Annotated in this window: 19 protein-coding genes; 8 read left to right on the top strand and 11 right to left on the bottom strand. The window is 67.4% G+C overall.

Going from position 1 to position 20690, the window contains the following annotated elements:
* Positions 1-475, top strand: a 475-nt coding sequence (locus AC1D2F_RS12560; protein WP_476966849.1) for an energy-coupling factor transporter transmembrane component T family protein, incomplete at its 5' end; no start/stop codon positions are given.
* A 411-nt stretch (positions 476-886) separates the two neighbouring features.
* On the opposite strand, the gene AC1D2F_RS12555 is transcribed toward AC1D2F_RS12560, so the two are convergent.
* Together AC1D2F_RS12555 and AC1D2F_RS12550 are read right to left on the bottom strand one after the other, a co-directional pair.
* Entirely contained in the window at positions 887-2095 is a 1209-nt protein-coding gene (locus AC1D2F_RS12555; protein ID WP_476966853.1) for a thiolase family protein, read from the bottom strand.
* A gap of 34 nt (positions 2096-2129) precedes the next feature.
* Complete coding sequence (locus AC1D2F_RS12550) at positions 2130-3596, bottom strand: class I adenylate-forming enzyme family protein (RefSeq protein ID WP_476966848.1); 1467 nt, start codon at positions 3594-3596, stop codon at positions 2130-2132.
* 58 nt (positions 3597-3654) lie between these two features.
* On the opposite strand from AC1D2F_RS12550, the gene ypfJ reads away from it, so the two are divergent.
* Positions 3655-4542: a KPN_02809 family neutral zinc metallopeptidase gene (gene ypfJ, locus AC1D2F_RS12545; protein WP_229992619.1), complete on the top strand. Its 888-nt coding sequence runs from the start codon at positions 3655-3657 to the stop codon at positions 4540-4542.
* A gap of 44 nt (positions 4543-4586) precedes the next feature.
* Here the strand turns inward: ypfJ and AC1D2F_RS12540 are convergent, their stop codons facing one another.
* The 7 genes from AC1D2F_RS12540 to AC1D2F_RS12510 all read right to left on the bottom strand — a co-directional run bounded on the left by AC1D2F_RS12540 (position 4587) and on the right by AC1D2F_RS12510 (position 10653).
* A complete protein-coding gene (locus AC1D2F_RS12540; RefSeq protein WP_476966847.1) occupies positions 4587-5186 on the bottom strand; it encodes a hypothetical protein in 600 nt (199 codons plus the stop codon).
* Positions 5187-5422: 236 nt separating this feature from the next.
* Positions 5423-5755, bottom strand: coding sequence for a metal-sulfur cluster assembly factor (locus tag AC1D2F_RS12535; RefSeq protein WP_056434018.1), 333 nt, complete (start codon positions 5753-5755; stop codon positions 5423-5425).
* Positions 5756-5768: 13 nt separating this feature from the next.
* On the bottom strand, positions 5769-6566 hold the full coding sequence (sufC, locus tag AC1D2F_RS12530; RefSeq protein ID WP_229992621.1) for a Fe-S cluster assembly ATPase SufC: 798 nt from the start codon (positions 6564-6566) through the stop codon (positions 5769-5771).
* Between the two features lie 89 nt (positions 6567-6655).
* On the bottom strand, positions 6656-7015 hold the full coding sequence (locus AC1D2F_RS12525; RefSeq protein WP_090577778.1) for a non-heme iron oxygenase ferredoxin subunit: 360 nt from the start codon (positions 7013-7015) through the stop codon (positions 6656-6658).
* Between the two features lie 31 nt (positions 7016-7046).
* The gene (gene sufD, locus AC1D2F_RS12520) at positions 7047-8333 is read right to left on the bottom strand and encodes a Fe-S cluster assembly protein SufD (protein ID WP_229992622.1); all 1287 of its coding nucleotides are present in this window, start codon (positions 8331-8333) and stop codon (positions 7047-7049) included.
* A complete protein-coding gene (sufB, locus tag AC1D2F_RS12515; protein ID WP_229992623.1) occupies positions 8333-9796 on the bottom strand; it encodes a Fe-S cluster assembly protein SufB in 1464 nt (487 codons plus the stop codon). Before sufB ends, sufD begins: the two co-directional genes overlap by 1 nt.
* The gene (locus tag AC1D2F_RS12510) at positions 9796-10653 is read right to left on the bottom strand and encodes a helix-turn-helix transcriptional regulator (RefSeq protein WP_476966846.1); all 858 of its coding nucleotides are present in this window, start codon (positions 10651-10653) and stop codon (positions 9796-9798) included. Before AC1D2F_RS12510 ends, sufB begins: the two co-directional genes overlap by 1 nt.
* A gap of 115 nt (positions 10654-10768) precedes the next feature.
* Here AC1D2F_RS12510 and AC1D2F_RS12505 point away from each other — a divergent pair, with 115 nt between their 5' ends.
* From AC1D2F_RS12505 to AC1D2F_RS12485, 5 genes are all read left to right on the top strand, one after another.
* Positions 10769-11737, top strand: a complete 969-nt coding sequence (locus tag AC1D2F_RS12505) for an ABC transporter ATP-binding protein (RefSeq protein WP_229992625.1) — start codon at positions 10769-10771, stop codon at positions 11735-11737.
* Positions 11734-12546 carry an ABC transporter permease gene (locus tag AC1D2F_RS12500; protein WP_476966845.1) on the top strand — a complete coding sequence of 271 codons (813 nt, stop codon included), beginning with the start codon at positions 11734-11736 and terminating at the stop codon, positions 12544-12546. Before AC1D2F_RS12505 ends, AC1D2F_RS12500 begins: the two co-directional genes overlap by 4 nt.
* Positions 12547-12553: 7 nt before the next feature.
* A complete protein-coding gene (locus AC1D2F_RS12495) occupies positions 12554-13498 on the top strand; it encodes a COX15/CtaA family protein (protein ID WP_476966844.1) in 945 nt (314 codons plus the stop codon).
* Between the two features lie 267 nt (positions 13499-13765).
* A complete protein-coding gene (locus AC1D2F_RS12490) occupies positions 13766-14290 on the top strand; it encodes a hypothetical protein (RefSeq protein ID WP_229992628.1) in 525 nt (174 codons plus the stop codon).
* Positions 14291-14619: 329 nt separating this feature from the next.
* Positions 14620-15822 carry an acyltransferase family protein gene (locus AC1D2F_RS12485; RefSeq protein ID WP_476966843.1) on the top strand — a complete coding sequence of 401 codons (1203 nt, stop codon included), beginning with the start codon at positions 14620-14622 and terminating at the stop codon, positions 15820-15822.
* A gap of 81 nt (positions 15823-15903) precedes the next feature.
* Here AC1D2F_RS12485 and AC1D2F_RS12480 read toward each other — a convergent pair whose 3' ends face one another.
* Positions 15904-16875 (bottom strand): threonine/serine dehydratase, encoded by a 972-nt coding sequence (locus AC1D2F_RS12480; protein ID WP_476966842.1) that lies wholly within the window; start codon positions 16873-16875, stop codon positions 15904-15906.
* Between the two features lie 189 nt (positions 16876-17064).
* Positions 17065-18027, bottom strand: coding sequence for a heme o synthase (locus AC1D2F_RS12475; protein WP_229992631.1), 963 nt, complete (start codon positions 18025-18027; stop codon positions 17065-17067).
* Between the two features lie 497 nt (positions 18028-18524).
* On the opposite strand from AC1D2F_RS12475, the gene tkt reads away from it, so the two are divergent.
* Positions 18525-20642, top strand: coding sequence for a transketolase (gene tkt / locus AC1D2F_RS12470; RefSeq protein WP_476966841.1), 2118 nt, complete (start codon positions 18525-18527; stop codon positions 20640-20642).
* Positions 20643-20690 lie beyond the last annotated feature (48 nt).

Below are 20690 nucleotides of genomic sequence, written 5' to 3'. Positions count from 1 at the left end.
GTGCGGGCTGTTCCTGCTTAGCGGGGCGGGTCCGGCCCGGCTGTTTCGCGCRGTGCGCCCGGTCCTTCCGGTGCTCGTGGCGATCGGCCTGTTCCAGTGGTGGCAGCTGGGCGCACCGAGCGCCGCGCGGATCGTACTGAACGTCCTGATCTGCGTTGTCGCGGCTTCAATCCTGACCGCCACCACCCCGGTGCAGGCGCTCCTTGACGGCGTGGCGTCCCTGGCCCGGCCGTTCCGCCGCTTCGGTGCGGACCCGGAACGCTTCGCCCTGACCATTGCCATCATGCTCCGCAGCATCCCGTTCGTTGCCGGGGCCTACATGGACGTGCGCGACTCCGCCCGGGCCCGCGGGCTCGAACGCAACCCGAGGGCTCTTGTGCTGCCCGTCTTTATTAGTACTGTGGCCTTCGCCCGGCAGACCGGCGAAGCCCTCGCCGCCCGTGGACTGGGTGAGCCGGAGGACCCGGAGGACTAACCCCTCGGGTGCCCTCGCGCGGCCCGGCTCCCCTGTGCAGTTGGTCAGTGGACATGCCCTCCCGTGGCCGCAGCCAATGGACATAGGGCCGCCATGCCCGCTCCATGCACCCAAGAATGGGCATCTCCCAATCAGGTTGCCCGCGGAGTGGCTGCCCCGCGGGGTTGGCCAATGGACATGCCCTCCCGTGGCCGCAGCCAGTGGACACAGGGCCGCCATGCCCGCTCCTCGCGCCCAAGAACGGGCATGTCCCGTCCCCAGAACAAGGCACGGACATGTCCCTACTCCGGTGCCACGGCAGGGCATGCCCGCACCCAGCAGATGGGCATGCCCTCCCCTGCCCGCAGCCAGTGGACATGTGGCCCACATGTCCACCGTGCGCGGCGAAGAATGGGCATGTCCCCTGGAGGATCAGGTGAGGCGCGAGTACCCCAGCAGCGCGGCCGTGCCCATGCCGCCGGCGATGCTGATCATCGCCAGGGCCAGCTGGCCCGGCTCCGCGGACCTGCGCGCCTGTGCCAGCAGCCGGGTGACCAGCACCGCACCCGAGGCTCCATAGGCGTGACCGAGAGCCAGCGCCCCGCCGTCGAGGTTGGCCTGTTCCGGGTCGATGCCCAATTGGTCAAAGCAAGCGAGCGTCTGGGCGGCGAAGGCCTCATTGAACTCCACGAGGCCCAGGTCGGCGGCCGTCAGTCCGTGTGCCGCGAGGAGCCGTTCGGCTGCTGCGGCCGCGCCGATGCCCAGGAGCTGCGGCGCCACCCCGGCGGTTTCGGTTCCCAGCACCAGCAACCCGTCCGCGGCGCCCAGCTGACGGGCACGTTCCATGGACGTAATGACCACGGCGGCCGCGCCGTCGGCGTCGAAGCACGAGTTCCCGGCCGTCACCGTGCCGCCGCTGGCAAACACGGGCGGGAATCGGGCCATCAGGGCCGGGCCAAGGTTGGGCCGTGGACCGTCGTCGGCTTCAGCGGCCGCCCCGGGGCCCGTAGCGAGGGGCACGATCTCGCCGCCGAACTTTCCGGCAGCGGCGGCGGCCAGGGCACGGTGGTGGCTGCGGAGCGCGAAGGCGTCCTGGCGTTCCCGGCTGATGCCGAAGTGGGCGGCGACGTTCTCGGCCGCCACTCCCATGTCGGGATCGCCGAGGCTGAGGGGTGCGAACTGGGCCCGGCTGTAATAGTCCGGGCTGCCGTCGTCGTTGCGGTGGGCCCGGAGCGGAGCCGTGCTGATGCTCTCCACGCCGCCTGCAAGATACAGTCCGCCGCCGCCCGCCGCGACCAGCCGGGAGGCCAGGACGATCGCGTCCAGACCGGAGCCGCATTGCCGGTCCACCGTCACGCCGGGGACGGTGACGGGAAGGCCGGCCTCCAGCGCGGCGAGCCGGGCCACGTTTCCGCCGCCGCCCACGGCGTTGCCGATCACGACGTCGGTCACGGACTCCGGGGCGGTGCCGGCGCCGGCATCGGCGAGCAGGCTGCGGAGCACCGGAGCCAGGAGTTCGTGGGCGCGCAGCTTCTTCAGGGCCCCGTTGGCCCGGCAGAGCGGCGTACGGCGCGCGGCGATGATCACCGGCTGCCGGTCCTCCGGCAGCCGCCGGGGCAATGACGGTCCGGGGAAGGGCAGCCCGAGCGGAGCCGGCCCCGTGCCCGCGCGCGGCTCAGCCAAGGCGCCGGATCCTGGGATCGTTCCGGGCTATCCAGTCGAGCAGCAGCTGCCGGCTGATCTTGCCCCGGTCCGTCAGGGGCAGCTCCGTCAGCGCGAAGTACTCCAGGGGGCGCTTGTTCCGTGCCAGCACGTCGTCGATCCCGGACCTCAGCTGCATGGCGGTGACCGCCCCGTGCGAGGGCACCACGCCGGCCACGACGCGCTGGCCGCGAAGATCATCGGTCATGCCTGCTGCCACGGCCGCCGCGACGCCGGGGACGGAGGCCAGCGCCATCTCGACCTCGTGCGGGTAGACGTTAGTGGCGGCGGTGATGATCATGTCGGAGCGACGGCCCAGCATGTGCAGGGTCCCGCCGGAGAGGTACCCCTGGTCGCCCACGGTGTACCAGCCGTCGAAACAGCGCAGCGCCTGGCCGTCGTCACCCCACAGGTAGCCGTTGCTGACCATGCCGCTGCGGACGCAGATGTTGCCATCGCTGCCGTCGGGGAGTTCGGTGCCGCGATCGTTCAGGATGCGGATGTCGACGCCGGGAAACGGCTTCCCAATGCCGGTCCCGCCCGGCTCAGCGGGGTCACCCGGACGCAGCCCGGCGCCCGAGACGAAGCTGAGTTCGGACGCGCCGTAGTATTCGAAAATGGTGGCGTTGGGTGCCCAGCGACGGGCCGCTTCCAGTGTCCGGGCGTCCAGCTTGGAACCGGCGCAGATGATGCTGCGGACGCCGGAGGCATCGACCCCGCCGGCCAGGCCGCGTTCGCTGAGCAGCCGGAGCATGGTGGGCACCAGGACCAGGCGGGTGATGCCGTCGTGGCTGACGGCAGCGTGGGCGGCGCCGACGTCGAAATGGTCCAGGCTGTGGAACTCCGCGCCGGCGTACAGGCATTCGGCGAGGGCATAGAGGTTCAGGCTTGCCGCGAGCGGGCCGGGGGCCAGAGTTTTGTCGTCCTGCGTCAACCCGAAGAATTCAATGGAGGCCTCGAAGGACTCCTGCCAGGACCGCCGCGAGCGGGTGAACGCCTTGGGCACCGAGGTGGTGCCGGAGGTCAGGCCGATCAGGAACGAGGTGTCTGCCGGCCCGTCAACAAGCCCAGTGCCCAGCCCGGTCCCCTGCCACGCCGGCAGCGCCGAGCCCGGATCCGCACGGCCGGGATCCCCACGGCCCGGATCCGGAAGCCCCGTTTCCATCCCGGAGATGCGGGCGGTGATGCCGTCCTGCAGTTGCTGCGGCCAGGCGGGGTCCAACACGGCGCACTGCCGCTGACCAGCGACGGCCGCCGCGAACGCTACGGCGAAGCGGGTTGAATTTTGTTCGGAGAGCACGGTGATGGCAGGCGCCGTTTGCACCAGCGCCGCTGCCTGGTCCCGCAGACCGGACCAGCTGAGGTGCTCTCCGGCCACGACGACGGCTGTTTCGTCGGGACGGTCGTCGGCCCAGCGCTGGAGTCTGTCGAGAAAAGGCATCGAACCAACTTTACCGGTGCCGGACGCCCCAGCGGCTTGTGCGGGATATTGTGACTCCATGAGCTTTAACGACAACGCCCCGCTGGATCCGTCACAGGTCCAGGATCGCCGCGGAATGGGCCGCGGCCCTATGATTGGCGGCGGGATCGGCGGCGGCATCATCCTGCTGCTGGCAGCCCTCTTCGGCATCAATCCCCAGCTTCTCGAGGGCCTGGCCGGCACCGTCCAGGATCCCCAGTCGCAGAGCCAAGGCTCTGCCCCCGCCTGCCAGACCGGCGCCGACGCCGACGCCCGCCTCGACTGCAGGATTACCGGCACGGTCAACAGCCTGAACGCGTTCTGGCCGGCTTATCTGGCCCAGTACAACACGAAATACCCGCGGCCCGACGCCGTAATCTTCACCGGCGGAACCAATACGGGCTGTGGCGCCGCCACCTCTGACGTAGGACCGTTCTACTGCCCCGTCGACACGACGGCGTACTTCGACCCCGGCTTCTTCCAGGAGCTCGTGGACCGGTTCGGCTCGTCCGGCGGGCCGCTGGCCCAGGAGTATGTGGTGGCCCACGAATTCGGCCACCACATCCAGAACGTGCTCGGAGACCTCGACCGTGCTCAGCAGGATCCCCAGGGCCCCGGCTCCGGGGGTGTCCGGGTTGAGCTGCAGGCCGACTGCTACGCGGGGCTGTGGGCCCACTACGCGACGACGCAGCCGGACCCCAAGACCGGCCAGCCCTACCTCGAACCCTTCACGGACCAGGACATCCGGGATGCCCTGTCGGCTGCCTCGGCCGTGGGCGACGACCGCATCCAGAAGGCCGCCACGGGCCGCGTTTCACCTGAGGCATGGACCCACGGGTCAAGCGCCCAGCGGCAGAAGTGGTTCTACCAGGGCTACACCACCGGGGACATCAACAAGTGCGACACGTTTGCGGTGGCAACCCCGTAGTCCCACCCCTGCAGTACCAAAGCCCCGGCCCCTCCGCCGGGGCCTCATCCGCGCCGCGGCCAGCGCCGGATCGGGACTTCGACGTAGCTGAGGAATCCGGCGTGGCCCAGGTGCCGGTGCTTCGGGTGCCAAACCGGGCGGTACTCGTGCCCGAACGGGTCGGTCACCAGGACTGCTTCCAGCCGGTCGTTCCCGGCCAGGAGGCGGTCGACGTCGGCCAGTGCGTTGCGCCGCGTCGCTAGCCCGTCGATGTCCAGGCTCCAAAGCCCCAGCTCAGCATCCGTTCCGCGTTCCAGCTGCAGGGTCTCGAACAGTCCAGCCACGAGCCCGGGGAGTCCGGCCGTGTCGGCGCGTTGCAGCCGGTGCCCCTCCGGATGAACGTCGCGGGCATCGGCCAGGGCTTGGCGAAGCCAATGGAATTCCACGGATCCCAGGGGCGGCCCCATGCGCAGGTGGCGGTTCTCGTCCAGCTCGAGCCGGTACGTGGTGGCGCTGCGGTCAATGATGCACGGAGCCTCGCCGACATATTCAAAGTCGGCCAGGAGGGCATCCCGGGAGCCGTAGTAGGAGAACTCGCCGCTGTCCTCAACAACCACAAAGTCCCCGCCCGCACCGGACGGCCGTGGTGGTGGGGTGGCATCCATTCCGGTGTGCCTCCTGTTCGACAGTGTGCCCGGTCCAAAGCCTGCGGCCCTGTGGATTGGTTGTCTTTATCAGACCACCGCCGGGGCGATAAGGGAACGGCCATCAGGGAACGCCGGATAGGACGACGACGGCGGCCCCGCCTCGGTGAGGTGGGGCCGCCGTCGTCGTAATTAGGGGCCTCCGCCGCCGAGGGTTCCCTGGCCGAGCGAAGCGAGGCTAGGGAGGCGGTGGGGACCTAGATGTTGAAGCCCAGGGCGCGCATCTGGTCGCGGCCGTCCTCGGTGATCCGTTCCGGACCCCATGGCGGCATCCACACCCAGTTGAGCCGCCATTCATCGACGACCCCGTCCAGGGCCTTGCCGACCTGCTCCTCGATGACATCGGTGAGCGGGCAGGCGGCGGTGGTGAGCGTCATGTCGATCAGCAGGGCGCCGTCGTCGTCTGAGTACTTCAGACCGTACAGCAGGCCCAGATCAACGATGTTGACCCCGAGTTCCGGGTCGATCACATCCTTGAGCGCCTCTTCGACATCCTCGAGGCCCGTGCGGGCCACATTGAGTTCGGTCATCGCGGAGTCCTAACTACGCCTGGGCTGCAGCCGAGGCGGCAGCGATGGTGGCCGCCCCTGCGCCGGTGGCGTAGCGGTCGTAGCCTTCGTCTTCGAGGCGGTCGGCGAGCTCCGGGCCGCCCTCTTCCACAACCTGGCCATCGACGAACACGTGCACGAAGTCCGGCTTGATGTATCGCAGGATCCGGGTGTAGTGCGTGATGAGCAGGGTGCCCATGTTGCCTTCGCCGTGGGCGCGGTTGACGCCCTCGGAGACAACCTTCAGCGCATCGACGTCAAGGCCGGAGTCGGTCTCGTCGAGGATGGCGAACTTCGGCTTGAAGAGCTCCAGCTGGAGGATCTCGACGCGCTTCTTCTCGCCGCCGGAGAAGCCTTCGTTGACGTTGCGCTGGGTGAAGTCGGCGTCGATGCGCAGCTGCGCCATGGCCTCTTTGACGTCCTTGGTCCAGGTGCGCAGCTTGGGCGCTTCGCCGTCGATCGCGGTCTTGGCGGTGCGCAGGAAGTTGGTCATGCTGACGCCCGGGACCTCCACCGGGTACTGCATGGCAAGGAACAGGCCGGCGCGGGCGCGCTCGTCAACGGTCATCGCGAGGACGTCCTCACCGTCGAGCGTGATGGTGCCGGAGGTGACGTTGTAACGCGGGTGCCCGGCGATGGTGGATGCCAGCGTGGACTTGCCGGAACCGTTCGGGCCCATGATGGCATGCGTCTCGCCGGTCCTGATGGTCAGGCTGACGCCCTTCAGGATTTCCTTGGTGCCCTGCTCGGTGTCAATGCTGACGTGCAGGTCCTTGATCTCAAGAGTCGACATATGTCTTGTTCTCCTCTGCACCGTGCCCTCCGGCACTGTGCGTTTTCTTGGCGATAAGTTTTCTTGTGCGAGTTGCCGGCTGCAGGCAGCTAGCTGAAGTTTGGAGCCTCGGCGCCGTTCAGGACGTTGGTGAAGTCCACATAGACCTCGTCATCCAGGACGGTCACGGCGAACACGGGAACAGGATCATAGGCTGGCAGCTGGAGCGGCTCGCCGGTGCGCAGGTCGAACTGGGAACCGTGGCCCCAGCACTCGATCTTGCAGCCTTCAACCTCTCCTTCGGAGAGAGAGATGTCCGCGTGCGAGCAGGTGTCGCCGATCGCGTGGATCTCCCCCATCGAGTCCTTCACGATCGCTACGGGGTAGTCGTCGATCAGGATCCGCAGCGCCTGCTTGAGTTGGATCTCGCTGGCGTTGCAGACTAGCTCGCCCTTTGGCTGTTCAGTCATTGATGTGTTCCGTGTTCTCTAGTGCTGCGCACTAGTGGTTCGTTGCCGCGAGTTCGCGCTCGACGGCTTCCGTGAGGCGCTCTTCGATGGCCGGAACGTTGATCTTCTGGATGATCTCGTTCAGGAACCCGCGAACCACCAGGCGGCGGGCCACGTCTTCAGGGATGCCACGGGCCATCAGGTAGAACAAGTGCTGGTCGTCGAACCGTCCGGTGGCGCTGGCGTGTCCGGCGCCGGCGATCAGGCCGGTTTCGATCTCAAGGTTCGGCACGGAATCGGCGCGGGCACCGTCGGTCAGGACCAGGTTGCGGTTGGCCTCGTAGGTGTCGGTGCCTTCTGCTTCCTTGCGGATCAGAACGTCACCCACCCACACGGTGTGCGCGTTACGGCCCTGCAGGGCGCCCTTGTACAGGACGTTGGACTTGCAGTTGGCCACGGCGTGGTCCACGAACAGGCGCTGCTCGAGGTGCTGGCCGGCGTCGGCGAAGTACAGGCCAAACAGTTCCACTTCGGCGCCCGGGGCGGTGAAGCGGGCCGAGGGCGTGACGCGCACGAGGTCGCCACCGAGGCTGACAACAATGTGCTTGAATTTGGCGTCGCGGCCGAGCTTGACCTGCTGGGAGGAGGCGTGCACGGCGTCGTCGTTCCATTCCTGGAGCGAGATGACGGTCAACTGCGCGCCGTCCTCAACGAGGATTTCGACGTTTTCCGAGACGACGGCGGTGCCCTGGTGGTCCAGGACGACGACCGACTTGGAGAACTTTTCCGCGACGATCACGATGTGCTGTGCGGAAGCCTCGGTGCCCTGCCCGGTCAGCAGGACGCTGACCTCGCCGTCCACCTGGACCTCGGACGGGACGGTGATGACGGTAGCCTCGGCGAAGTTCTCCCAGGCGTTCGCGGAGACGCGGTCCTCGGGGATGGCGGCGGAGCCGATCCGGCGGTCGTCGCGGCCGACGGTCTCAACCCTGACGCTGTCCGGAGCGGTGATGCTCACGGCCGGCGCGGCACCGCCCAGGACCTCGGTGTGCAGGCCGCGGAGGCGCTTGAGCGGGGTGAACCGCCAGTCTTCTTCCATGCCGGTCAGCGGCTTGAAATCCGCCAGCTTGTAGGAGGTCAGGCGGCCGGCGCGTGAGCTGTCCGGAATGCCGACGCCGCCGCCGTGCGAGTGGCGCTTGACGGCTTCGCCGGCCAGCGGCGCTTTGGACTCCGCTGCGTTCAGGGGTGAAAGGCTTTCGCCTTCCTCGGTGAAACCGTTGATGAACGGCTGGGCTGAGGGCGCGCCGATGCGGGCCTTTTCAGTAGTGATGTCAGTCATTAACCGACCGATCCTTCCATCTGCAGTTCAATCAGTCGGTTTAGCTCGAGGGCGTATTCCATCGGCAGTTCGCGGGCAATCGGCTCGATGAAGCCGCGGACGATCATCGCCATGGCCTCGTCTTCGCGCATGCCGCGGGACATCAGGTAGAACAGCTGCTCTTCGCTGACGCGCGAGACCGTGGCCTCGTGGCCCATGGTGACATCGTCCTCGCGGATGTCGATGTACGGGTAGGTGTCCGAGCGGCTGATGGTGTCCACCAGGAGGGCGTCACAGCGGACCGTGTTGGCCGAGTGCTTGGCGCCTTCGCGGACCTGGACCAGGCCGCGGTAGGCAGCGCGGCCGCCGCCGCGGGCCACGGACTTGGAGATGATCGAGCTCTTGGTGTTGGGCGCGATGTGGACCATCTTGGAGCCGGTGTCCTGGTGCTGGCCTTCGCCGGCGAACGCGATGGACAGGGTTTCGCCCTTGGCGCCTTCGCCCACGAGGTAGACGGCCGGGTACTTCATGGTGACCTTGGAGCCGATGTTGCCATCGATCCACTCCATCGTGGCGCCCTCTTCGCAGATGGCGCGCTTGGTCACCAGGTTGTACACGTTCGTGGACCAGTTCTGGATGGTCGTGTAGCGGACGCGGGCGCCCTTCTTCACGATGATTTCCACGACGGCGGAGTGCAGCGAGTCCGAGGTGTAGATCGGCGCGGTGCAGCCTTCGATGTAGTGGACGTAGGAGTCCTCGTCCGCGATGATCAGCGTGCGCTCGAACTGGCCCATGTTTTCCGTGTTGATGCGGAAGTAGGCCTGCAGCGGGATGTCCACGTGGACGCCCTTGGGCACGTACACGAAGGATCCGCCGGACCAGACGGCCGTGTTCAGCGAGGCGAACTTGTTGTCGCCCACCGGGATGATGGTGCCGAAGTACTCCTGGAAGATCTCCGGGTGTTCGCGCAGCGCGGTGTCTGTGTCCAGGAAGATGACGCCCTGCTGTTCCAGGTCCTCGCGGATCTGGTGGTAGACAACCTCAGACTCGTACTGGGCGGCGACGCCGGAGACGAGGCGGCTGCGCTCGGCTTCCGGGATGCCCAGCTTCTCGTACGTGTTCCGGATGTCCTCGGGGAGGTCTTCCCAGGTTGCGGCCTGCTTCTCGGTGGAGCGCACGAAGTACTTGATGTTGTCGAAGTCGATGCCGGACAGGTCCGCGCCCCAGGTGGGCATGGGCTTGCGGTCGAAGTACTTCAGGCCCTTGAGGCGGAGGTCCAGCATCCACTCCGGCTCGTTCTTCTTGGCCGAAATGTCGCGGACAACGTCTTCATCGATGCCGCGGCGGGCGTTGGCCCCGACGTCGTTCTTGTCGGCCCAGCCGTATTCATAGGTGCCGATTCCGTGGAGCTCGGGATTCTTTTCCAGAATCTCCGAAATCACAGTAGAGCCAGCAACCTTCTTCTCTGATAGTTGGTCCGTCATCACGGCCTTTCTTGGAGATGGTTGGATACTTCGTCCGGGTTGACCGGGGCTGCGGGACTGGAAGTCCCGACGGCGGCCGGACGGCCCGTAGGTATGTGGGTGGTGCAAACGTGCCCGCCGCGCGCCAGGGTGGAGAGCCGGCGCACATCGACGCCGACCAGCCGGGCGAACACTTCGGTCTCCACGTCGCAGAACACGGGGAACTGGGCCGCCAGGTGCTGGATGGGGCAGTGCCCCTGGCAGAGCTGGACGCTGGAGAGCGCGGCCGGAAGCGGCGCCTTGGCTTCGAGCGACTGCGCCGAGGCCACGAAACCGTCGCGGCTCAGCGCCTCGGAGAGAGCCTGGGCGCGGGCCGTGATGTCCGGTCCGGCCTGCTCGATCTCGGGTGCGTAGCGGCGCTCCATGTCGGCGAACCGCTCGACGGCGAACTGCCGCACCGCCTCGGGACCGGCCGCCTCTTCCAGGCGGCGCAGCGCGACGGAGGCGATGTCGAGATAGTCGTTGCCCAGGGTCGACTGGCCCTGGGAGCTCAGGACGTAGCGGCGGGCGGGCCGTCCGGCGCCGGCACCGGCGCGGGCAACGCGCTTGACCTCAATCACTCCGCTGCGCGCGAGGTGGTCGAGGTGGCGGCGCACGGCAGCCGGGGTGAAGCCCAGGAGGTCGCCGAGTTCGGCTGCGCTGATGGGTCCATGCTCCAGCACCGCGTTCAGGACACGGTCACGCGTGCGCTCTTCAGCGTCGTGGGTGTGGCTGCCGGCGGCGGGAACGACGTCGGGAACAGCCGCCACGTGTGCCCGGGCGGACCCGACGCGCGCGGTGCCGCGCCCGGTCGGGGCTGCGGACGCAGAGGAACTCATGGAATACACAACACAATCATGTCGTAATTTACTCCGGCATTCCAGTAAGGCATGGCTTGCCTGCGGGCCCTGCCCCTCCGGGGAGGCGACGTACTACATCGCGTAGAATGCTGTGGTGCGATCTCCCGAATCCCCCGTTCTGACCATCAACGGGCTTGTCAAGGATGTTGGTCCACTGCCCACCCTCGACGGCAAGATGCTGCGCGTGGTCAGCGGCCTTTCCCTCATTGCCGAACGCGGCCAGGTCACGGCCCTGCTCGGCGCCAACGGCGCCGGCAAAACCACCACCATTGAATGCGCCCAGGGGCTGCAAAAGCGTACTGCCGGCGCCATCAGCCTACTGGGCCAGGACCCGGATTCGGCTGGCGCCGGGCTTCGCGCCCGCGTGGGGGTCATGCTGCAGGACGGCGGCCTGCCACCGTCAGCCCGGCCCATCCCCCTGCTGCGGCACATTGCCGGCATGTACCAGGACCCGTGGCCGGTAGATGAGCTGATCGGACGGCTGGGGATTGACTCGTTCAGCCGCACCAATGTGCGGCGCCTGTCCGGTGGGCAGAAGCAGCGCCTCGCCCTGGCCGCGGCCCTGGTGGGCAATCCGGAGGTTCTGTTCCTCGACGAGCCGAGCGCGGGCCTGGACCCGCAGTCCCGACAAATGGTCTTCGACCTGATCTCCGAACTGCGCAACAGCGGCATGGGCATCATCCTCACGACGCACCTGATGGACGACGCCCAGCGCCTCGCGGACTATGTTTACATCATCGACGCCGGCCGCAACGTCGCCGAAGGAACGGTCGCCGAGCTCCTGCGGCACCAGCTGCCCGCCGGCGACGCATCCCAGCACATCCGCACCCTGCTGTTCGAAACCGAGCCCGGCCTGGACTTCACCGGCGTGCTGCCCGACGGCGTCGACATCACCGAGGCGCGGGCAGGCAGCTACGCCGCGACCGGCGCCCTGACACCCGCCGACCTCGCCGCGATCACCGCATGGTGGGCCGTGCGCGGGATCATGCCCAGCTCCCTGAGCCTTGAAGCCCGCAGCCTCGAGGACGTCTTCCTGGACATCTCCGGAAGGGAGATCCGATGACCCGCGTAACTGGTGGCGCCCCGCTGGAGAGCGCACGACGCGGCAGCGCGCCCCAGACGGCCCATGGCAGCGCCCCGGCTTCCTTGCTGCGCCGCATCCTGCTGCAGGGGAAATACGAAACCATCACCATGCTCAGGAACGGCGAGCAGCTGATCCTCGCGATCGTGCTGCCGCTGCTGGCCATGGTCGGCCTAACCGTGACGCCATTGCTGGACGGACTCGGCTCGAGCCGCATCAACGTTGCCGTGCCCGGCATCCTGGCCCTATGCGCCATGTCCACTGCCTTCACGGGGCAGGGCATCTCCACCGGCTTCGACCGCCGCTACGGCGTCCTGCGCTTTCTTTCCACCACTCCCCTGGGCCGCACGGGACTGATTGCGGGGAAGGTCCTGGCCGTCCTGGCCGTGCTGTTCCTGCAGGTGCTGGTCGTGACGGCGGTGGCCCTCCTGCTCGGCTGGCAGCCCAACCCCGCGGGCTGGCTGCCCGGGTTGGCCATCCTGGTCCTCGGGGCCGCCGCCTTCACGGCACTCGGGCTCCTGGTCGCCGGGACGGTCCGGCCGGAGGCAACCCTGGCCATCACCAACCTTCTCTGGATCCTCCTCGGCGCCCTGGGCGGGATCGTCATCCCGGCCGAACGGCTCCCTGCGCTGGCGCAGGCCGTGGTGCACTTCCTCCCCTCCGGCGCGCTGGGCCAGGCGCTGAGGGATGCTTTCCTGTACGGCAGCGTCAATGGTGCTTCCGTGCTTGTCCTGCTGCTCTGGACGGCGATCGCCGGCGGCGCAGCAACCCGTTGGTTCAAGTGGAATTGAGAAAACTGTGAGCACGGCGTCACGAACTCCCCGGATCGTCTCCGGAATCACCTCCCGGCTGCCCGTCAGCGTGGACAAGACGGTCAGGCGGCTGGCTGTGTTGTCCCTCATCGGCCAGATCGTGCTGGTGGTGACCGGCGGAGCCGTACGGCTGACCGCCTCGGGCCTTGGCTGCCCCACCTGGCCGCGCTGCACGGAGGCCTCCCTGGCGACCACCCCGGAGATGGGATTCCACGGAATCATTGAATTCGGCAACCGGCTCCTGACGTTCGCGCTGGCGGCCATCGCGGTGATGATGCTCGTCTACCTGTGGAACCTCCGCAAGGAGCGCCGCGACCTCTTCCTGCTGGCCCTCGGCCTGCTCGCCAGCATCCCGGCCCAGGCCGTCATCGGCGGCATCACGGTGCTGACCGGGCTCAACCCGTGGGTCGTGGGCCTGCATTTCCTCGTTTCCATGGCGCTCGTGGTCCTCGCGACCCTGCTGGTGAACCGGGCCTACGGCCGAACCGGCCAGGCCAGGACCGTGCAGCTTCCCGCCCTGCCGGGCGCGGCGCGCCCGGTGATGACCGCCGTCGCGCTTCTCTCCGCCGTCGCCGTCTGCCTCGGTGTGGTGGTGACCGGAGCGGGCCCGCACGCCGGCGACGCGAACGCCCCGCGCAATAATCTCGACTGGGACCTCTTCGCGCACATCCACGCAGTGCCCGCCTACCTGGTGACCGCCGGCGCGCTGTTTGCGGTGTTCCTTGTGATCCGCGGGCGGATCCAGGGGCCGTTCCGCTCCGCGGTGTTCATGCTCCTGGGCGTCACGGTGCTGCAGGCCGTCATCGGCTTCACGCAGTACTACAACGGCATCCCGGCGCTCCTCGTCGGCGCGCACATGCTGGCGGCGGCGCTACTGATGAGCGCGGCCACCAACGCCGCGGACCTCGCCCGCTACAGCCCGGCGGACTAACACGACGCAGCACACGCCGCAACTAAGCAACGCGGGGCTACTTACCGCCCGTCCGGAACGTATGGATGGGCCGTAAGTGACTCCGCGTTTGCTGTCTGCGCGGCGGTCCGGGCGCTGCGGCATCGAAGATCCCAACAGCATTCACCTCCCGGGGGCTGGCCCTGACGGGATTTCCGGGTGGACTATGAGATGGCATGGACATGGATCGTCGCGGCAGTGGGCTCTTTTTTGTTCGCTCCCGTGACGCTGACCGGAAGGCCTTCCCAGATGCAAGCGACAGAACCGACCGTGCCCCCTTCACCCTCAGCCCGCCAGCGCGCGGCGAGCCTCAAAGAGCGCGTCTACATCATCTTCACGAGCCTGGCTGTGGTGTTGGCGCTTCGGGGTCACGCGGACGAGACCACGCCCGCAGCCGCGGCGGCGACCCTCAGCATCGTGGTGATCGGTTCCCTGCTGGGGATTTTCGTCGCCGATCTCCTCAGCCACCTGACCGTACATTCGAAGCTCCCCACCGGCGAAGAACTGCACCACATGATCGCCGTCAGCGCGGACGGCCTCGGCGTCCTGGTGACTCCGCTGATTCTGCTGGCGGCGGCCGGCTTTGGGCTGTGGACGACGGCTGTTGCGCTCGGGTGGGCGGTGGTCGTTCTCGTTGTCTCGCTGGCCATCGTCGGATTCCTCGCGATCCGGCGCCTCGAGATCCCGCTGCGCCACAAGGTCGCCATCATGTTCGCCGAGGTTGTGCTGAGCCTTCTGGTGATCGGGCTCGAACTGCTGGCCCACAACCTCTGATCCCCGAAAGACCACTTTCTGCCAATATTCGAGTGCTGGTTAATGACCGGTCACTTGTCGGGTGGGGGCAACTTTCGGAATACTGGGCCATGTATCCCCCAGCCCCGTTGGCCTGGAAATGCGGCCGATCGCCGGTCCGCGGACGGCGTGGCAGCCGGGCGGGGTTGGCGGCCGGGACGGCCGGGGTCAGGTTTTGTCCAGCGAAGTCGGGGATACTTGGATACGGCGCAGGACTGCGCCGCACTCGCATTCATGGAAAGTAGGACGGCTCGGTTTTGCCTTGATGCAGCTGGAATCGGAACTGGCCAGATAGAGGCACTGGAGGATATGTGACGTTACTAGTCGGCGAAAGACCCACAAGGGCAGCCCAGCAAACCGCACCTCGCCCACGGCTTGACGGCCTGGACGTGCTCCGCGGGGCAGCCGTTGGGGCCGTCCTGCTGGGACATTCCTGGCCGGGCATATTTCAAGGCGCCGGCATCGTTGGTGTCATTGCCTTCTTCGTGCTGAGCGGTTACTTGATCACTAACGTGCTGGTCCGGGATATCGAACGGCACCGAAAAATTCGCTACGGCCGTTTCTATGCGCACAGGGCCTTCCGGCTGGTGCCGGCACTGATCTCCTTCCTGGGCGTGTACGCGATCGTCGAACTGGCCACCGACGTCCTTGGGGACCGGTCAAAGGGAATCGTGGGGTACACCGTCCTCGCCGGGCTTGGCTATCTCAAAGACCTGCCCCTGCCGTTCGACGTGAGCATGGCGATCGGACCACTCTGGACGCTGGCGGTGGAAGAACAGTTCTACCTGATCTGGCCCGCGCTGCTCGTGCTCGCCCTGCGACGCAACCGCCAGGGCCGGCTGATTGGCTTCTCCGCCGCCGTCGCCCTGTTCTTCATGGCGGCGAGCGTGCTGGCCATGGCGACCCTGGCCCCGCAACTCCACTCACTGGTCTACGCGCTGCCCACAACCTGGGGCTTGGGGCTGATCGTCGGTTCGGCCCTGCGGCTGTACAGGGTCCACGTGTTCAGCTGGTTCACCGGCCACGGCTTCAGGCGTGCGGCTCTCTGCGGTTCCGCCGCCGTCCTGGCCGGACTGATCTTCTTCCCCAAGGCAAACGAAACACCGGCTTTCATCTTCCTTGGCGGCCCGCTGGCCATGGCTGCCTCAGCCGTCCTGGTCGCCCTGGCCGCCTCCCGCACGGCAGCGATGCCGAAGTGGACGCGCCCGGTGCAGATGCTGGGCACCGTGTCCTACGCCGCGTATCTGTGGAACTACGTCGTCATTCTGTGGCTCAATGGCGGCTCGACAGCCGATCTGCCGCCGCTCGTTGCGGTGTCGGCCATCGCGTTGACCCTGCTCATCGCGGTCATCAGCTGGCACACAGTCGAAAGGCTGGGACGGATCGCGCGGGACCGCTTCGACCGGCATTACGTTGCTCGGGACCAGCGGAACCAGCAGGACCAGGAGAAGGCCGGCAGCGCCGCCGTTTCCCGGCCGCCCGCGCCCAGACAGCACCCGGACAGGGCAGAGTGACATCCGCGGACAAGGCACGTTCGCAGCCCTGACCGGCCTGCAACGGCACGGCGCCGCTCACGCGTTAATTCGCTCGCCGGTTCAGCCGGTACGCAGCGCAGCCGCGGCGCCGGCGCCGGGAGAGCTCGCCAGCGTGCAAGGATCGGTGTTCGCGCCGCAGACGATCACTGCCACGCGTTCGCCTTCGCCGGGCGTGTACGCCCCTGACGTGAGCGCAGCAAGCGCCGCCGCCGCGCCGTATTCGGCGGGGATCCGGTAGTCGCTCCACAACTGGTACCGGGCGGCGACAATGGCGGCGTCGTCCACCAGCACGGAGGTCGGAGGGACGCGCGACGCGATGCTGAAGGCGATCTCGCCCACCCGCCGGGCACCCAGGGAATCCGCGGCGACTCCGGAAACGGCCACATCGACCGGGTGGCCGGCGGTTAGGGCGGCGTGCAGCGTGGGGATGTTGAAGGGTTCAACCGCGACGACGCGCGCCCGGCCCTCGGCCGCTGCCGCGACTCCTGCATACAGTCCGCCGCCGCCGACGGCGACGAGGATCGTGTCGATGCCGGGCTCGTCCTGGAGGATCTCTTCGGCGACCGTGCCTGCGCCGGCGGCGATTTCGAGCTGGTCGTACGCATGGCAGAACAGGGCACCGCTTTCTTCCACGTATTCCGTGGCGGCGGCGAAGGCTTCCGCGTACTCGGCGCCGACCTGCCGGACCGTCGCGTTGTACGCGAGAAGACGCTCCACCTTCACCCGCGGGGCGTTCTCCGGAACGAACACTGTCGCCGGAACATCGAGTGCCGCCGCGGCGTAGGCGTTCGCGAGGCCCGCGTTACCGCCCGACGCTGCCACCACCCCGACGCCGGGGTTGAGTTCCCCGCGCTCCCGGGCAGCGAGGAGCCGGTTGAAGGCGCCCCGGGCCTTGAAAACGCCGGTGTGCTGCAGGAACTCGCATTTGAACCAGAGAGGAGCGGCGGCGGTACCCCCGCGAAGCAAAGGCGTGCGCCGAACGTAGCCGCTGATGCGGCTCTCTGCCTGGAGTACATCGCTGCGGTTGATCACTGGCTCCCCCTGAGGTTGCGCTCCCTGTCCGGCGTTGATTCGTCGGGTCGGGACTGTTCTGTGTTACTTCGCCAGGTGTTGACTGGTCGGTTCGTACGGGTATCCCCTGGCCGTAAGGACCATGCCCGGATACGGCTGACGCTCCCCCACCACTGGTGAGGGAGCGTCGGCTAGACGGACGGGGAGGCCTCAGCCGCCCATGACGGCCGAGCCGACAAACGGGTCGACGGCCAGGGCAATGAAGAGCAGCGTCAGGTAGCTGATGGAGCCGTGGAAGACCTTCATGGCTCCCTTGTTGGAGACGTCGCCGGACTGGGCGCGGTTGTACAGTGCGTGCGACTCGTACAGGAACCAGCCACCGGCCGCGACGGCGGTCACCGTGTAGACCCAGCCGGCGCCGCCGGCCGGGATCATCAGCAGCGAACACGCCACCATGGCCCACGCGTAGAGGACCACCTGCACCGAGACCACCTTTGCACCGGCGATTGCGCCCAGCATGGGCACGTTGGCGTTGCGGTAGTCCTCGCCGTAGCGCATCGACAGCGGCCAGTAGTGCGGCGGGGTCCAGAGGAAGATCACCATGAACAGCACGACGGCGGGCCACTCGACGGTGTTGGTGACGGCGGCCCAGGCAATCAGGACAGGGAAGCACCCCGCGGCGCCGCCCCAGACAATGTTCTGGGCCGTGCGACGTTTGAGGATCATGGTGTAGATCACGACGTAGAAGACGATGGCGCCGAGTCCCAGCCACGCGGAGAGCGGGTTGGCCCCGAACCAGAGGATCGCGATCGCCGCGGCGCCCAGCAGCCAGGAGAAGATGAGTGCTTCGCGAGGGGTGACCTCACCGGTGACCAGCGGCCGGTTCTCCGTGCGGTGCATGAGCTTGTCAATGTCGCGGTCGATGTAACAGTTGAAGGCACCTGCGGAGCCCGCCGCAAATGCCCCGCCCACAAGCGTCGCCAGGATCAGGCCGATCGACGGGAAGCCACGTTCGGCATAGATCATGGTGGGCAGCGTGCTGACGAGGAGGAGCTCGATGACGCGGGGTTTCGTGAGCGCCAGGTAGGCCTTGGCTTTGCGGCCGAAGCCCATTCGTCCCGAGGCCGGCGAGGCGTTCAGCGGCGTATTAGTTGTGCTCACGGTGGCAGTCACTCTGTTCTGTCTGGCTGTGCAGTTCTGTCTGGCTGGGCAGCCCCGGGTGGATTTCGCAACTCGTTTGGCTGCAGATCGGGCTCCGTGCTCGGCGCACGCCCGTATCTTTGCCCCAGTCGAAGGCCACCACCCATCATACCGTGGAGCTCCGGGCATCCGGGCCGCCGAACAGCGCCCATGATTCCGGCGCGTTAACGCTTGCTCACAGGCGCAACGGCGGACGGTGATTCATATAAGCGAAATCCCGTCCAATTGGTGAGATATACGCTGACCACAAAGTGGAATGGGACTAGGCTGTCCTTAGATCAGCGCACACGGGCACGCATACAGGCAATTGCCGGTACAGGCGGCTCTGCATCTGCGTCTGAATGATAGATCAACGTTTCGATGGTGAACGGCTGGTACGAACCGCAGCGGGCACCGAACTGTGCCCGGGCGGGAAATAGAGCGTACCGCCGGCCGTCAGCACAGAGAGGGGCCCGGTTTTCGTGCCACATTTGGAAGAGCAAGAACTGTCATGGACTAACTTGGACCAGCGTGCGGTGGACACGGTCCGGGTGCTGGCCGCAGATGCGGTGGAGAAAGTCGGAAACGGCCACCCGGGGACGGCAATGAGTCTGGCACCGGCCGCGTACTTGTTGTTCCAGAAGCTGATGCGCCATGACCCGGCAAACCCCGACTGGCTGGGCCGTGACCGGTTCGTCCTGTCCCCCGGGCACACGTCCCTGACCCTCTACATCCAGCTGTTCCTCTCCGGCTACGGGCTGGAACTGAAGGACCTGGAGGCGCTGCGGACCTGGGGCTCGCTGACCCCCGGCCACCCGGAATACAAGCACACCAAGGGTGTGGAGATCACCACCGGCCCGCTGGGCCAGGGCCTGGCCTCCGCGGTCGGCTTCGCATATTCCCAGCGCCGCATGCGCGGGTTGTTCGACGCCGACGCTCCCGCCGGCACGAGCCCGTTCGACCACACCATCTGGGTGATCGCCTCCGACGGCGACCTGCAGGAAGGCGTGACCTCCGAGGCGTCCTCACTCGCCGGACACCAGGAACTCGGCAACCTCGTGGTGATTTACGACGAGAACCACATCTCGATCGAGGACGACACCGATGTGGCGTTCACCGAGGACGTCCTGGCCCGCTACGAGGCCTACGGCTGGCACACCCAGCGGGTCGACTGGACCCGGACCGGCGAATACGTCGAGGACGTGGCCGAGCTGCACGCCGCGCTGCTCGCCGCGAAGGCCGAAACCGGCAAGCCCTCCATCATCTCGCTGCGGACCATCATCGGATACCCGGCGCCGAAGAAGCAGAACACCGGCAAGATCCACGGCTCGGCCCTGGGCGCGGAGGAAGTCGCCGGCCTGAAGAAGGTCCTGGGCTTCGACCCGGAACGCGCCTTCCAGGTCGACGAGGACGTCCTGGCCCACGCCCGGGCCGTTCAGGACCGCGGTGCCGCCGCCCGCACCGACTGGCAGGCCTCGTTCGAGGCGTGGCAGGCCGGCAATCCCGAGGCCGCGGCCCTGCTGGAACGCGTCGAAGCCAAGAAGCTCCCGGGCGAGTTCGAGGCCGCACTGCCGGTCTTCGAAGCAGGCAAGGACGTTTCCACCCGGGCCGCGTCCGGTAAGGTCCTGAACGCGATCGGCCCGGTCATGCCCGAACTCTGGGGCGGCTCCGCCGACCTCGCCGAGTCGAACAACACCACGATCGAAGGCTCGCCCTCGTTCATCCCGGCGTCCCGGTCCACCGCTGCGTGGAAGGGCAACCCCTACGGCCGGGTCCTGCACTTCGGCATCCGTGAGCACGCCGCCGCGTCGATCGTGAACGGCATCTCCCTGCACGGGCGGACCCGGGCGTTCTCCGGCACGTTCCTGATCTTCTCCGACTACCAGCGCCCCGCGATCCGGCTCGGCGCCCTCATGGGCGTGCCGTCGCTGTATGTCTGGACGCACGACTCGATCGGCCTGGGCGAGGACGGCCCCACCCACCAGCCCGTCGAGCAGCTCGCCTCCCTGCGCGCCATCCCGGGCCTGGACGTCGTCCGCCCCGGGGATGCGAACGAGGTCGCCGCGGCCTGGAAGGCCATGCTGGAAAACCACGAAAACCCCGCCGGGATCGTCCTGACCCGGCAGAACATCCCCACGTACGCCCGCGGCACGGGCCAGGCCGACGGCGACACCTTCGGCTCCACCGCCGGCGTCGAAAAGGGCGGCTACGTCCTGGCCGAGGCATCCAAGGACGGCAACACCGTCGAAGCCCAGGTCATCCTGATCGGCACCGGCTCCGAGGTCCAGCTGGCCGTCAACGCCCGCGAAACCCTGCAGGCCGAGGGCATCCCCACCCGTGTGGTGTCGATGCCCTGCGTGGAGTGGTTCAACAAGCAGGACGCCGCCTACCGCGACGCCGTGCTGCCCCCTGCCGTGAAGGCGCGCGTCTCCGTCGAGGCCGGACTGGCACTGGGCTGGAAGGAATTCGTCGGCGACGCCGGCCGTTCCATCTCCCTCGAGCACTTCGGCGCGTCCGCTGACTACAAGCGCCTCTTCCAGGAATTCGGCATTACGGCAGAAGCAGTCGCTGCCGCCGCCAAGGAATCCCTGGCCGGCCTCACAAACTGATCCAACCCCACGGTTCCGGGGGACCTGTGCCCCCGGAACCCATGATTT

The sequence above is a fragment of the Arthrobacter sp. P1_B3 genome (genome assembly GCF_056406615.1).
This window is presented reverse-complemented; position numbering and strand designations above follow the sequence as displayed.